This window comes from Janthinobacterium sp. Bl 1 (assembly GCF_058215535.1).
Window position 1 is genome coordinate 108,995 of sequence record NZ_CM177086.1, and the last position, 13,167, is coordinate 122,161.

Here is a 13,167-nt window from a genome sequence, read left to right on the forward strand (position 1 = left end):
GCACAGCGATGACTTTCGTTGTGCCTGCCCTTCCATTATGATGATGCACGCCGCCGCGCGCCCTGACCCTGCCTGGCGGCCCTTGATTCCCTCACTACACGGAGCCCGCATGACCTCGACCGCATCCAGCACCCCTTATGGCATCTGGCCATCGCCGATCAGCGCGGCCATCGTCGCCGCCGGCGCCTCGCCGCTGACGCAGCTGGCCCTGGGGGGGGCGGATGGCACCGACGTGTTCTGGCTGGCCGGGCGCGCCAGCGAGGCGGGCCGCAACACCCTGCTGCGCCAGCGCGGCGCCAAGGTTGATGAATTGACGCCGGCGCCGTTCAACGTGCGCACCCGCGTGCATGAATACGGCGGCGGCGCGTATGCCGTGGCCGGCAATACCGTATATTTTTCGCATTTCGCCGACAATTGCCTGTACCGCGTAACCGGCGACGGCGCGCCGGAAGCGTTCACCACGGGCGGCAACACGCGCCACGCGGACTTCGTTGTCGATGCGGCCCGTGCCCGCCTGATCGCCGTGCGCGAACAGCACCCGGCAGAAGGCCATGCGCATCCGGAAAACAGCCTGGCGGCCGTCGGCTTCGACGGGCGCGAAACGGTGCTGGCGCGCGGTCACGATTTTTATGCGGCGCCGCGTTTGTCGCCGGACGGCAGCCAGCTGGCCTGGATCAGCTGGGACCACCCGCGCCTGCCGTGGCAAGGCACGGAACTGTGGCTGGCCGACGTGCAGGCGGACGGCACCCTCGGCTCGCCACGCCTGATCGCCGGCGGCGCGCGCGAATCGATTTGCCAGCCGGAATGGTCGCCGAACGGCTTGCTGCACTTCGTTTCCGACAGCAGCGGCTGGTGGAATTTGTACCGCCTGCACGGCGCCGACATCGAGGCGCTGTGCCCGATGGAAGCGGAATTTGCCACGCCGCACTGGACCTTCGGCGGCAGCATGTACGGTTTTCTTTCCGACGACGAGATCGTCTGCACGTATATCCAGGCCGGCGTCAGCTACCTGGCGCAATTGAACGTGGCGGCGGCCAAGCTCGAGCCGATACCGCACCCGTACCAGGAAATCCGCGAACTGCGCGTGGGCCCCGGCTTCGTCGCGCTCTTGGGCGGCAGCCCGACCATCGCGCTGGAACTGGCGCGCATCGATTTGTCCAACCATGAGCTGGAAGTGCTGGCGCAGTCGATCGCACAATTGCCCGCGCTCGAGTATTTGTCCGTGCCGCGCAGCTTGAGTTTCCCAAGCAGCAATGGCCGCACGGCTTACGCCTTCTTTTATGCGCCCACCAATGGCGACGTACAGGCGCCCGCGGGAACCTTGCCGCCCGTCATCGTCATCAGCCACGGCGGCCCCACCAGCATGGCCAGCAATACCTTGAAACTGGCGACGCAGTACTGGACCAGCCGCGGCATCGGCGTGCTCGACGTCAACTATGGCGGCAGCAGCGGCTTCGGCCGCGAATACCGCGACGCGCTGCGCGGGCAATGGGGCATCGTCGACGTGGAAGACTGCATCGCCGGCGCGCGCTACCTGGTCGCCAACGGCCTGGCCGACCCGGAACGCCTGATCATCCGCGGCGGCAGCGCGGGCGGCCTGACGACCCTGTGCGCGTTGACGTTCCACGACGTCTTCAAGGCCGGCGCCAGCTACTATGGCGTATCCGACCTGAAGGGCCTGGATGACGATTCGCACAAGTTCGAATCGCGCTACACCGATTACCTGATCGCTTCGCAGCCGCAAGCCGAGGCCCTGTACCGCGAGCGCTCGCCCATCCACCACACGGATAAACTGTCGCGCCCGATGATCTTCTTCCAGGGCCTCGACGACAAGGTCGTGCCGCCGCAGCAGTCGCAGCTGATGGTCGACGCCCTGCAGGCGCGCGGTGTGCCTGTCGCGTACGTGCCGCTCGAAGGCGAGGGGCACGGCTTCCGCAAGGCGGAAAACATCGTGCGCACCCTGGACGCGGAACTGTATTTCTACCAGCGCGTGTTCGGCCTGCCCGTGGCGGCCGGCGAACAGCCCGTCCACATTGCCAATTTGCCCGCATGACAGACCAGCTCTTGCTTGACGAATTTGCCGCCCTGGAGCAGCACGAACAGATGATCCTGGCCCTGCTGGCCATCGCTGGCGAACCGGTGGGCAAGCATGCCGTGTATGAACACTTGCAGCGCGCCAATGTCGTCGAGCCGGATGGCACGCCGTTCGCCCTGCTCACCGTCACGAACATGCTGCAGCATTTGACGCGGCACGCGCTGGCATCCGAAGTGGTGGGACGGGGCTTTGCCTGCGAAGCGAAATTGCGCTGGCCCGCCATGCGCGCCGCCATCGAGCACCTGGTGTTTCGGGACCTGTGCCAGGCCATCGAGCTGATCAACCCCGTGCGCCGCAACTGGGATGGCTATGTGGAATTGCGCAGCTACCGGCAAGGCGTGGCGCGCCTGCGCATCGCCCTGCTGCGCAACGACGAAGTGCGCCACGTGGCCGCCATTCTGGCCGCCTGCATGGCGTGCTATGAAGCGCAACAGCTGCATCCGCTGATCGAGATTTTCGGCCGGCCGTTCGAGCCGGAAATGCTGTCTTTCGTCATGCCGCAGCTGCAGGATGACATCCTCGCCGTGCTGCTGGGCAACGCCCCGCGCGAACCGGGCACGGCGCACGCCATCCGCACGTATGCGCGCGCCCACCACGCGCGCCAGGCGGCCGCCGGCGACCATATCGGCGCCGCCCTGCCGCTGGCCTTGGCCGAAGACGCCCTGCTGTGCGGCGAACTCGACGCGGCTGCCCGCTACCTGGCGGGCCAGCAGGGGCCGCAGGCGCTGTTTGTCGACAGCAGCATCGCCTTGTTGCGCGGCGAACATGCGCACGCCGTGCCCGGCTACGAAACGGCCTTGAAGGGACTGCGCAAGGAAGCGGGCAAGCGCAAGCTGTGCTTTACGGGCATCGGCGGTCACCTGTACGTGCTGGCCCTGCTGCGCGGCAACGACGCCAAGCTGCTGAAAAACGCGGAAACCTATCTCGATATCGCGCTGCACGCGCAGCCGAACCACGACAGCATCGTCTACCAGCAACTCAATACCTTGCGCCTCGTGCGTGCCGGCGTGCAGCAGGCGGAAAGCATCCCCACGCGCAGCTGGGAAACGGGACTGCAGGCACAGCTGTTCCAGGCCTTGCTGTACTACTGGCTGGCGCTACCACAACTGGCCGAACGCAAGGACCAGCTGCGAGCGCTGGTGCAGCAAGCGGACGCCGCCGGCTACGATTTGATCGCGGCGCAGGCGGCCGGCCTGCTGGGCTTGATGGGCGAACCGCAGCAGGAGCGCTATGCCACGGCCAAGCGGGCGCAGCACGGCCTGACGGACATGGCGCCGTGGTTCGAACGCCAGGAAGCGTGGCAGCGCCAGCTGAGCGCGCTCATCAACCTGCAGCAGAGCGCCCCCGCCGAAGCACTGGGCGGCGTGTCGCGGCTCGTATGGCTGGTGGCGTTCGATCCGCGCTTTGGTCTCACGGCAGTGGAAGTGCGCGAGCAGAAACGCGACGCACGGGGCGGCTGGAGCAAGGGCCGCGCCATGGGTCTCAAACGCCTGGCCGAGGAAGCGGGCGACATCGATTTCCTCACGCCGCAAGACGCACGCGCGGCCGGCAGCATCGCGCCGTTCAAACAATACTATTCATCGGCGCCCCGCTATGAAGTCGAGCTCGACAAGGCCGCCATCTTGCTCGTCGGCCACCCGCTCGTGTTCTGGCTCGACAACCCCGACACGCGCGTGGAACTGATCGCCGGCGCGCCCGAACTGCTGATCAAGTCGCATGAGGGGCAGCTGTGGCTGGGCATGCAGCCGCCCCTGCCCGACAGCGGCAGCAATGTCGTGGTGCAGCGCGAGACGCCGACGCGCCTGCGCGTCGTGCACATCCTCGACGAGCACCGGCGCATCGGCGCCATCGTGGGCCTGGGCCTGTCCGTGCCGCTGCATGCGGAAAAACAGGTGATGCAGGCGATCGGCGCCATCTCGTCCATGGTCACCGTGCAGTCCGATATCGGCGGCGGCGCCGGCGACGCGGAAGCGATCACGGCCGACCACCGCCTGCACGTGCATTTGCTGCCCTACCAGCAGGGTCTCAAGATGCAAATTCTCGTGCGGCCATTGCTCGACAACGGCGCCTATTACGCACCGGGCAGCGGCGCCGAAAGCGTGTTTGCCGACGTGGCGGGCCGGGCCGTGCAGGCGCGGCGCGACCTGAACGCGGAACGCGAAGCGCAGCGCCAGCTGATCGGGAAATGTCTGGTGCTGGAAGAGGCGGAAGAAGAGCATGGCGAGTGGCTGCTGGGCCAGCCTGCCTTGGGCCTGCAATTGCTGGTCGAGCTGCAGGCACTCGACCCGACCGGCATGGTATTGGCGTGGCCCGAAGGCGAAACCATGCGCGTGTCGAAACGCATCGACAGCGGCCAGATGCGCCTGAATATCAAGAGCGAAAAAGACTGGTTTGCCGCGAGCGGCGAAGTGCAGATCGATGAAGACAAGGTGATGGATTTGCGCGCCCTGCTCGACTTGATGCAGAACAATAAAAGCCGCTTCGTGGCCTTGGGCGACAACCAGTTCCTGGCCCTCAGCGACGAACTGCACCGGCGCCTGTCGGAACTGGCCGCATATGGCGAGGCGCATGCCGATGGCGTGCACATCCACCCGCTGGCCGCGTTTGCGCTGGAAGAGCTGGCCAACGACGCGGGCGGCGTGAACGCCGACAAATTGTGGCGCGAACACTTGCTGCGCCTGCGCGCGCTCGACGACTATCAACCGCAGCTGCCCAGCACCTTGCAGGCGGACTTGCGCGACTACCAGCTGGCCGGTTACGAATGGCTGGCGCGCCTGGCGCACTGGGGCGTGGGCGCCTGCCTGGCCGACGACATGGGCCTCGGCAAGACCTTGCAAGCGCTGGCCCTGATCCTGGCGCGCGCGCCGAACGGCCCCACCCTCGTCGTCGCCCCCACGTCCGTGTGCATGAACTGGATCAGCGAAGCGCAGCGCTTCGCGCCCACCTTGAACATCAAACTGTTCGGCAGCGGCGACCGCGCCGACATGCTCGATACATTGCAGCCGTTCGACGTGGTGGTGGCCAGCTATGGCTTGCTGCAGCAGGAGGCAGCCATGTTTGCCGGCGTGCACTGGCATACGATCGTGCTCGACGAAGCGCAGGCGATCAAGAATGGCGCGACCAAGCGCTCGCAAGCCGTGATGGCCCTGCAAGGCGATTTCCGCATGGTAGCCAGCGGCACGCCGCTGGAAAACCATTTGGGCGAATTGTGGAACCTGTTCCGCTTCATCAACCCGGGTTTGCTGGGCACCCTCGACCAGTTCAACCTGCGCTTCGCCGGTCCCATCGAAAAAGATCAGGACAAGCGGGCGGCGGCCGGCGCGCGCTTGCGCTTGCGCCGCCTGATCGCACCGTTCATCTTGCGCCGCACGAAGACGCAAGTGCTGTCGGAATTGCCGTCGCGCACGGAAATCGTGCTGGAAGTGGAATTGTCGCCGCAGGAAACGGCGCTGTATGAATCCTTGCGCCGCGAAGCACTGGAAAAGCTGGCCATGGTGGAAGGGCCGGCATCCAAGAAGGCGATCCAGATCCTGGCCGAGATCATGAAGCTGCGCCGCGCCTGCTGCAATCCGCAACTGGTGGCGCCGGAATTGGGCCTGGCCAGCAGCAAGCTGGCCGCCTTCGCGCAACTGCTATCGGGCTTGCTGGAAAACCGCCATAAGGTGCTCGTCTTCAGCCAGTTCGTCGACCATCTGACCCTGATCCGCCAGCATCTCGAGCAGCATGGCGTGCGCTATCAGTATCTCGACGGCAGTACGCCGATGCAGGAACGCAAGCGCCGCGTCGATGCTTTCCAGGCGGGCGACGGCGATGTCTTCCTCATCAGCCTGAAGGCGGGCGGCATGGGCATCAATTTGACGGCCGCCGATTACGTGATCCACATGGACCCGTGGTGGAACCCGGCCGTGGAAGACCAGGCCTCGGACCGCGCCCACCGCATGGGGCAATTGCGCCCCGTCACCATCTACCGCCTGGTGGCCAAGCACACGATCGAGGAAGGCATCGTCGAATTGCACCAGCACAAGCGCGACCTGGCCGACAGTCTGTTGGAAGGCAGCGATGCGGCCGCGCGCATGTCGGCCAATGACATGCTGGGCATGCTGCAAGAGGGGTTGAAGCGATGAGATTGAAAAAATGAGCGGCGCCGCCGCGTTCCATGCGATGATCCATTTTCCCTGTTGCCCTCCCACGCCATGACCGACTACATCGCCACCAGCGCCGGCCAGCGCGCCACCTTTTTGTGCGGCAAATCCTGGACCGCCTATGTCAGCACCTTCCTCATTGCCGTGCTGCTGTTTTTTGCCGCCCTGCCGCTGGCCTTCAAGTACAACACGCGCGCCGCCTTCATCGTGCTGGTCGGCTCGGCCCTGATCGTCGGCTACCGCCTGCTGACGATACGCAGCTACCAGCTGTACATTGATGAGGCGGGCGTGTGGCTGGCATCCGGCATCTTGCCGTGGAAAAAGAAACTGACGGGCGTCAAATGGCGCGACATGGATGAAGCCGTCTATGAAACGAACTTCTGGAGCTGGCTGTTCCAGTCCTACACGGTGCGCGTCAGCCAGCGCTACAAGCAGGAAACGGAAATCCACGCCACCGGCATGGCGCGCGGCAAGGATGCCGTGGCTGCCATCAATGCGCGCCACCAGGAACTGCTGCACGGCAGCGCCATCGTCGTCTAGCGCCGCAGGGGCAATTAGTGCTAATCTTTGGGCCGCCCAGGCAAGCAAGGCCAACCTTTCAATAGTCGTTTGTTACTTATATTATCAGTTTATTATTTTCTGATGATGGCAAACGACAAAATATTCAAGAGATAAACTATGCTGATAAAAAATAAAGTTGCGCTCGCCGCATTGATGATGGCCTTTACCCTGACACCGGCCAGCGCCGCGAAGAAGCCGCAGAAAAACGGCAAGGCCAGCACCAGCAGCAAGAAGAAAACCGTCGCCAAGAAAGCGGCCGTCGTCACGGCGGCAACGGCAGCCACGGTCGCGGCCGTCGCCAGCGAGAACAGCAGCGACCGCTCCATGAATAACCTGAGCGGCCAGTTCCTCACGGCCCTGTGGCGCCTGGACCCGGAAAGCGCGATTTCCGTCGGCAAGTACGATGGCGCCGCCAACCTGAGCATTCCCGACGCGGCCAGCCGCCAGAAGCAACTGGCCTTCATCGAAGAATGGCTGGGCAAGTTCGGCAAGCTCAATGCCGGCAAAATGTCGGACAAGCAACGTACCGACCTGGCCTTGCTGACGAATAAACTGCAATCGGACCGCTGGTATCTGACCACCTTCCGTGAATTCGAATGGAATCCCGCCCAGTACAACGTGGCCGGTTCCATCGACTTCATCCTGAACACGGAATACGCGGCCCAGCCGCAGCGCCTGCGCACCTTGCTCAAGCGCATCGCCACCGTGCCGCAATACTATGCGGCCGCGCGCGCCAGCATCGTCAACCCCACGCGCGAACACACGCAGCTTGCCATCGCCCAGAGCGCAGGCGTGCTCAGCGTGCTTGACGACTTGAACAAGACGGCACAGGGTTCCATCCTGACGCCGGCGGAAAAACAGCTGTACAACGCGCGCATCGCCGCGGCCCGCACGGCCGTGCAAGGCTATGCGGCCTGGCTGACGGAACAGGATGCGGCGCTGGCGCAGAACGGCAACGCGCGCTCCTTCCGCATCGGCAAGGATTTGTACGAACAGAAATTCGCCTACGATATCCAGGCCAGCGTAAGCGCCGAGCAGATGTACCAGAAAGCCCTGGCCGCGCGCGAAAAGCTGCTCGAGCACATGGATAGCCTGTCCGACGAGCTGTGGGTGAAAACCATGGGCGCCACGGCCAAGCCGGCGGACCGTACGGCGAAGATCGGCATGGTGATCGACAAGCTGTCGAGCAACCACGTGGCGGCCGCCGATTTCGTGCCGGAAATCCGCCGCCAGATCCCGGAATTGCAGGAATGGGTGACCAGCCACAACCTGCTGACGATGGACCCGAAAAAGCCCCTGGTCGTGCGTGAAACGCCCGCTTACCAGCGCGGCGTGGCCGGCGCCAGCATCGAGGCGCCCGGCCCGTACCGCCCGCAAGACCGTACCTATTACAACGTGACGCCGCTCGATGGCGAAACGCCGGAACAGGCGGAAAGCAGCTTGCGCGAATACAACCACTGGATCTTGCAGATCCTGAACATCCATGAAGCCATCCCCGGCCATTACACGCAGCTCGTGTATGCCAACAAATCGCCGTCGCTGGTCAAGTCCATCTTCGGCAACGGCGCCATGATCGAAGGCTGGGCCGTGTATGGCGAGCGCATGATGCTCGAATCGGGCTATGGCAACAACGCACCGGAAATGTGGCTGATGTATTCGAAGTGGAACTTGCGCAGCGTCACCAACACCATCCTCGATTACAGCGTGCACGTGCTGGGCATGACGGAAGCGCAGGCGCTCGACCTGCTGACGCGCCAGGCCTTCCAGACCCAGCGTGAAGCCAAGGAGAAATGGCGCCGTGTGCAGCTGAGCTCGGTGCAACTGACCAGCTATTTCAGCGGCTACAGCGAAATCATGGACTTGCGCGAACAGCGCAAGCAAGCACTGGGCAGCAAGTTCGTGCTGAAGGATTTCCACGAGCAATTCCTCAGCTACGGCAGCGCGCCCGTGAAAGTCATCAAGGAACTGATGAATTAACTCGTACGCATTCTTTCCTTGCAAAGGGCGCCGCGGCGCCCTTTTTGCATGCGTTTGCGCCACCGCAAACCGCCGGCATCCCGGTCCATTACGCTGACGGGAAGGCAGGCGCCACCGCACTCCTCACTGGCAATTGCCGATTTTCCTGCTAGGCTGGATACAGGAGCGTCCATGCATATGCCCATCCAGTTCGACACCCTCGATTACGCCAAACGCCTCGCCTCGGCCGGCGTGCCCACGCAGCAGGCGGAAGCCCATGCGACGGCCTTGGGCGACGTACTGGGTTCGGCTGTCGTCGTGCATGGCGAACTGGCGGCGCTGGAGCGCAATCTGCTGGGGGAAATCAAGCTGGTGTCGCACAACGTCGATACCAGGGTGGGCGCCCTGGAGTTGAAGATCGATGCGCTGGAAGTCAGGCTCAATAGCAGAATAGATACGTTGGAACAGAAGAGMAATAGCAGAATAGATACGTTGGAACAGAAGTTCGATGCCAGATTCGATAACTCCGAGCACAAATTCGACGCCCGCCTGGAACGCCTGGACTTGCGCCATGGCGCGGACATGAAACACGTGTACTGGATGATGAGCACCCTGATCTTGCTCAATCTGGGCATCCTCAGCAAACTGATGCTGCAGTAAGCACCTGCTAACTGATCTGGCAATAAAAAAGCCGCTGCTCCCGAAGGAGGCCAGCGGCTTTTGCCTGTATGTGTAGTCAATCGTCTAGGACACTTCTTCCGGCGCCTGGGTTGCCTTGACGAAGATGGGCGCTACCAGCAGGCCCAGCTCGAACAACAGGCACATCGGGATGGCCAGCGAGAACTGGCTGACGACGTCCGGCGGCGTGACGATGGCGGCAATCACGAAGGCGCCGACGATGATGTAGGGACGCACTTCCTTGAGTTTCGCAATAGAAACAATGCCCATGCGCACGAGGATCACCACCACCACGGGCACTTCGAACGTGGCGCCAAAGGCCAGGCACATCGACATGACGAAATCGAGGTAGTTTTCGATATCGGGCGTGACGGCGATCGACGATGGCGAAAAGTCGCTGATGAAGTGGAAGACGCGGCCAAACACAAAGAAATAGCAGAAGGCCACGCCAGACATGAACAGCAGGGAAGACGAAATGACGAGCGGCGCGATCAGGCGCTTTTCATGCGTGTACAGGCCGGGGGCGATAAACGCCCACATCTGGTACAGCACCCAGGGCAAGGCGACGATGAAGGCGATCACCAGGGTCACTTTCATCGGCACCAGGAACGGCGAAATGACGCCGGTGGCGATCATTTTCGAGCCGGCCGGCAGCGAGGCGATCATCGGCGCCGCGATAAAATCGTAGATCTGTGAGGGGCCGGGCCAATAGAACAGTACGGCGCAGACGACGGCGATGCCGATCGACGCCTTGACCAGGCGGTTGCGCAGTTCGACCAGATGCGAGATAAAAGTTTCTTCCACCGGGGATTTGCTACTCATGAGTAAAAGGAGGAGGAACTGGCGCGCGGACGGAAGCGCGCCACACGGGCGGCCGCCGACTGCACGTGCAGCTTGCCGCCATGGCGCTGCTTGTACCAGCCAGGGATGGCGGAATTGCGCACCAGCTTTTTGCGGCGGAATTCGCGCGCCTTGCGGGCCAGGTCTTCATTGGTGGCGCGCAGCATGGCTTCATGGGGATCGTGATGCCCGTCATACGAACTCGAATCGCCGCGCCAGGCGTTTTCCACCTCGGCCAGGTTGCCGGAAATCGAGTTTTCCACGCCATGCATGGATTTCTCCACGCTTTGCTTGACGGAATGGGCCGCATCCTGCACTTCCTTCTGCAGGTTTTTCAGCTCTTCCATTTCAATCTCGCGCGAGACTTCGGATTTCACCTGGTTCAGATAGCGTTGCGCGCGGCCATACAGGGTACCGGCCATGCGCGCCACTTTCGGCAACTTTTCAGGGCCGATGACTATCAACGCAACCACGCCGATGATGGCGATTTTAGAGAGACCGAGATCGATCATAAGCGGACAAGGGCCGTTACCGGACGAGGCAAGCGCCCCGCCACGCTATCAGGACTTGCTTTTCTCTTTCGTCTCGACGTCGATGGTGCTTTTGTCGGCCACTTGCGATGGCGCAGCAGGAGGGGTATTGGCTGCCGGGGCGTCATCTTCGCCCTTGACGCCATCCTTGAAGCCTTTGACGGCCTTGCCGATATCACCGCCGATATTGCCCAGTTTCTTGGTGCCGAAGACCAGCATCACAATGACCAGAACGATCACCCAGTGCCAAATACTCAATGAACCCATCACATTCTCCTTGCGGGACGGTGCCCGAATAGCGTCAACCAATGCCGGTAGTATACACGTGAACCCGGCGCGCAGCGAAATCAGTGTTGGCCGCGCCAGGGACGGGGACCGCCGTACACGTGCATGTGCAGGTGATACACCTCTTGCCCGCCGTTCGGGCCGCTGTTGATCATGGTCTTGAAGCCGCCGGCAGGTGCGCCATCGGCGTCATACGTGACGGCGCAACCGAACTCGGCAGCAAGTTTCGGCGCCAGACGCAGCAGCTTGCCCAGCATGTCCGTATGGCTGTCGTCGCAATCGGACAGGCTGGCCACGTGGCGCTTCGGGATCAGCAGCAGGTGCACGGGGGCGGCCGGGTTGATATCCTTGAAGGCCAGCAAGTCCTCGTCTTCATACACGATGGTAGAGGGAATTTGTTTTGCAGCAATCTTGCAAAAAATACAGTTATCCACGCACGCTCCAGTAGGTCAGTGTTTGTCTGTTTCGCCGGCGTCGCGCAGCTCATCCTTGCGCGCCGCCTTTTCTTCCAGGCCGGACAGGCCTTCGCGGCGCGCCAGCTCGTCGAGTACCTGCTGCGGCGTCAGATCGAACTGCGCCAGCATCACCAGCGAGTGGAACCACAGGTCAGCGCATTCGTACAGGACCTTCGACGGGTCGTTGTCGCGGCGCGCATCCTTGGCGGCCATCACGGTTTCCGTCGCCTCTTCGCCGATTTTTTTCAAAATCGCATCATCGCCCTTGGCAAACAGGCGCGCGACATACGACGTGGCGGGGTCGCCGCCATTGGCCAGCTTGCGCGATTCGATCACGGCGGCCAGGCGCTTCAGGGTTTCACTCATTTGCTCTTGCTTTCCGCGTAAATCGTCTCGGGGTCTTTCAGGACGGGATCGGTGACTTGCCATTCGCCCGTTTTTTCGTCGCCTTCGAATTTCTGGAAGAAGCACGAATGGCGGCCCGTATGGCAGGCGATGCCGCCCGCCTGCTCGATTTTCAGCAAGACCACGTCTTCATCGCAATCGAGGCGGATTTCCAGCACCTTTTGCGTGTGGCCCGACTCTTCGCCCTTGTGCCACAGTTTCTTGCGCGAACGGCTCCAGTACACGGCTTCGCCCAGCTCCACCGTGCGCGCCAGCGCATCGCGGTTCATCCAGGCGAACATCAGCACGTCGTTGCTGCCCGCTTCCTGCGCGATCACGGGCACGAGGCCGTGCTCGTCCCATTTGACCTTTTTCAGCCACTTGGCATTGCTTGCTACGATGGTTCCGTTTTGCATGTTCTTCTATCCTGCTGATTTTACGCGAGACGCATGGGGATGCCCTGCTGCGCCATGAAACGCTTGGCTTCCTGCACCGTGTGCTGGCCATAGTGGAAAATGCTGGCGGCCAGCACGGCGTCCGCGCGGCCCACCTTGATGCCGTCGACCAAGTCCTGCAAGCCGCCCACGCCGCCCGAGGCGATGACGGGGATGCTGACGGCGTCGGACACGCCGCGCGTCAGGCCCAGGTCGAAGCCGACTTTGGTGCCGTCGCGGTCCATGCTGGTGAGCAAGATCTCGCCAGCGCCCAGGCTTTCCATTTTACGCGCCCATTCGAACGCGTCCAGGCCCGTGGCGGTGCGCCCGCCATGGGTAAACACTTCCCACTTGCCGGGCGACACCTGCTTGGCGTCGATGGCGACGACGATGCACTGCGAGCCGTGCTTTTGCGACGCCTCGTACACGAGCTGGGGATTCGTCACGGCCGAGGTGTTGATGCTGACCTTGTCGGCGCCCGCGTTGAGCAGCCGGCGCACGTCTTCCACCACGCGCACGCCGCCGCCCACGGTCAGCGGAATGAACACTTGCGACGCGACGGCTTCGATGATGTCGAAGATCAGGCCGCGGTTGTCGCTGGACGCGGTAATGTCGAGGAAAGTGATTTCATCGGCGCCCTGCTCGTCATAGCGGCGGGCGATTTCCACCGGATCGCCGGCGTCGCGCAATTCCGTGAAATTGACGCCTTTGACGACGCGGCCATTGGTCACGTCGAGGCAGGGGATGATACGTTTTGCAAGCATGATGGTATCCAGATTGTCGCCAGGCCAGGGCGTGCGCAGGCAC

12 protein-coding genes are annotated in these 13,167 nt (G+C 62.8%); 5 read left to right on the plus strand and 7 right to left on the minus strand.

Features of this window, described 5'->3' with window-relative positions:
• The first annotated feature begins 109 nt into the window (after nt 1-109).
• The 5 genes from AC4BCN_RS00470 to AC4BCN_RS00490 all read left to right on the plus strand — a co-directional run bounded on the left by AC4BCN_RS00470 (nt 110) and on the right by AC4BCN_RS00490 (nt 9,414).
• Entirely contained in the window at nt 110-2,053 is a 1,944-nt protein-coding gene (locus tag AC4BCN_RS00470; protein ID WP_490492317.1) for a dipeptidyl-peptidase 5, read from the plus strand.
• Nucleotides 2,050-6,219 carry an SNF2-related protein gene (locus AC4BCN_RS00475; protein WP_490492318.1) on the plus strand — a complete coding sequence of 1,390 codons (4,170 nt, stop codon included), beginning with the start codon at nt 2,050-2,052 and terminating at the stop codon, nt 6,217-6,219. The genes AC4BCN_RS00470 and AC4BCN_RS00475 overlap by 4 nt, the downstream gene beginning before the upstream one ends.
• A gap of 69 nt (nt 6,220-6,288) precedes the next feature.
• The gene (locus tag AC4BCN_RS00480; protein ID WP_490492319.1) at nt 6,289-6,777 is read left to right on the plus strand and encodes a hypothetical protein; all 489 of its coding nucleotides are present in this window, start codon (nt 6,289-6,291) and stop codon (nt 6,775-6,777) included.
• 141 nt (nt 6,778-6,918) lie between these two features.
• A complete protein-coding gene (locus AC4BCN_RS00485) occupies nt 6,919-8,775 on the plus strand; it encodes a DUF885 domain-containing protein (protein ID WP_338682413.1) in 1,857 nt (618 codons plus the stop codon).
• 171 nt (nt 8,776-8,946) lie between these two features.
• Nucleotides 8,947-9,414: a hypothetical protein gene (locus tag AC4BCN_RS00490; protein WP_490492320.1), complete on the plus strand. Its 468-nt coding sequence runs from the start codon at nt 8,947-8,949 to the stop codon at nt 9,412-9,414.
• A gap of 84 nt (nt 9,415-9,498) precedes the next feature.
• Here the strand turns inward: AC4BCN_RS00490 and tatC are convergent, their stop codons facing one another.
• The 7 genes from tatC to hisF form a co-directional block, all read right to left on the minus strand.
• Nucleotides 9,499-10,254: a twin-arginine translocase subunit TatC gene (tatC, locus tag AC4BCN_RS00495; protein ID WP_070303738.1), complete on the minus strand. Its 756-nt coding sequence runs from the start codon at nt 10,252-10,254 to the stop codon at nt 9,499-9,501.
• Nucleotides 10,251-10,784 carry a Sec-independent protein translocase protein TatB gene (tatB, locus tag AC4BCN_RS00500; RefSeq protein ID WP_490492321.1) on the minus strand — a complete coding sequence of 178 codons (534 nt, stop codon included), beginning with the start codon at nt 10,782-10,784 and terminating at the stop codon, nt 10,251-10,253. The genes tatC and tatB overlap by 4 nt, the downstream gene beginning before the upstream one ends.
• A gap of 48 nt (nt 10,785-10,832) precedes the next feature.
• Nucleotides 10,833-11,069: a Sec-independent protein translocase subunit TatA gene (tatA, locus tag AC4BCN_RS00505; protein WP_034753854.1), complete on the minus strand. Its 237-nt coding sequence runs from the start codon at nt 11,067-11,069 to the stop codon at nt 10,833-10,835.
• Between the two features lie 80 nt (nt 11,070-11,149).
• Complete coding sequence (locus AC4BCN_RS00510; protein WP_128140603.1) at nt 11,150-11,521, minus strand: histidine triad nucleotide-binding protein; 372 nt, start codon at nt 11,519-11,521, stop codon at nt 11,150-11,152.
• 15 nt (nt 11,522-11,536) lie between these two features.
• Nucleotides 11,537-11,908 (minus strand): phosphoribosyl-ATP diphosphatase, encoded by a 372-nt coding sequence (locus tag AC4BCN_RS00515; protein WP_034753849.1) that lies wholly within the window; start codon nt 11,906-11,908, stop codon nt 11,537-11,539.
• Nucleotides 11,905-12,342, minus strand: coding sequence for a phosphoribosyl-AMP cyclohydrolase (gene hisI / locus AC4BCN_RS00520; protein ID WP_034753847.1), 438 nt, complete (start codon nt 12,340-12,342; stop codon nt 11,905-11,907). The genes AC4BCN_RS00515 and hisI overlap by 4 nt, the downstream gene beginning before the upstream one ends.
• A 20-nt stretch (nt 12,343-12,362) precedes the next feature.
• Complete coding sequence (gene hisF, locus AC4BCN_RS00525; protein WP_034753845.1) at nt 12,363-13,124, minus strand: imidazole glycerol phosphate synthase subunit HisF; 762 nt, start codon at nt 13,122-13,124, stop codon at nt 12,363-12,365.
• Between the last annotated feature and the right edge of the window lie 43 nt (nt 13,125-13,167).

Bases quoted from the DNA above. Each gene is read 5' to 3' on its own strand.
- tatC (WP_070303738.1), bottom strand. From the start codon at position 10,254: ATGAGTAGCAAATCCCCGGTGGAAGAAACTTTTATCTCGCATCTGGTC.
- AC4BCN_RS00475 (WP_490492318.1), top strand. From the start codon at position 2,050: ATGACAGACCAGCTCTTGCTTGACGAATTTGCCGCCCTGGAGCAGCAC.
- AC4BCN_RS00470 (WP_490492317.1), top strand. From the start codon at position 110: ATGACCTCGACCGCATCCAGCACCCCTTATGGCATCTGGCCATCGCCG.
- AC4BCN_RS00515 (WP_034753849.1), bottom strand. From the start codon at position 11,908: ATGAGTGAAACCCTGAAGCGCCTGGCCGCCGTGATCGAATCGCGCAAG.
- tatA (WP_034753854.1), bottom strand. From the start codon at position 11,069: ATGGGTTCATTGAGTATTTGGCACTGGGTGATCGTTCTGGTCATTGTG.
- hisF (WP_034753845.1), bottom strand. From the start codon at position 13,124: ATGCTTGCAAAACGTATCATCCCCTGCCTCGACGTGACCAATGGCCGC.
- tatB (WP_490492321.1), bottom strand. From the start codon at position 10,784: ATGATCGATCTCGGTCTCTCTAAAATCGCCATCATCGGCGTGGTTGCG.
- AC4BCN_RS00480 (WP_490492319.1), top strand. From the start codon at position 6,289: ATGACCGACTACATCGCCACCAGCGCCGGCCAGCGCGCCACCTTTTTG.
- hisI (WP_034753847.1), bottom strand. From the start codon at position 12,342: ATGCAAAACGGAACCATCGTAGCAAGCAATGCCAAGTGGCTGAAAAAG.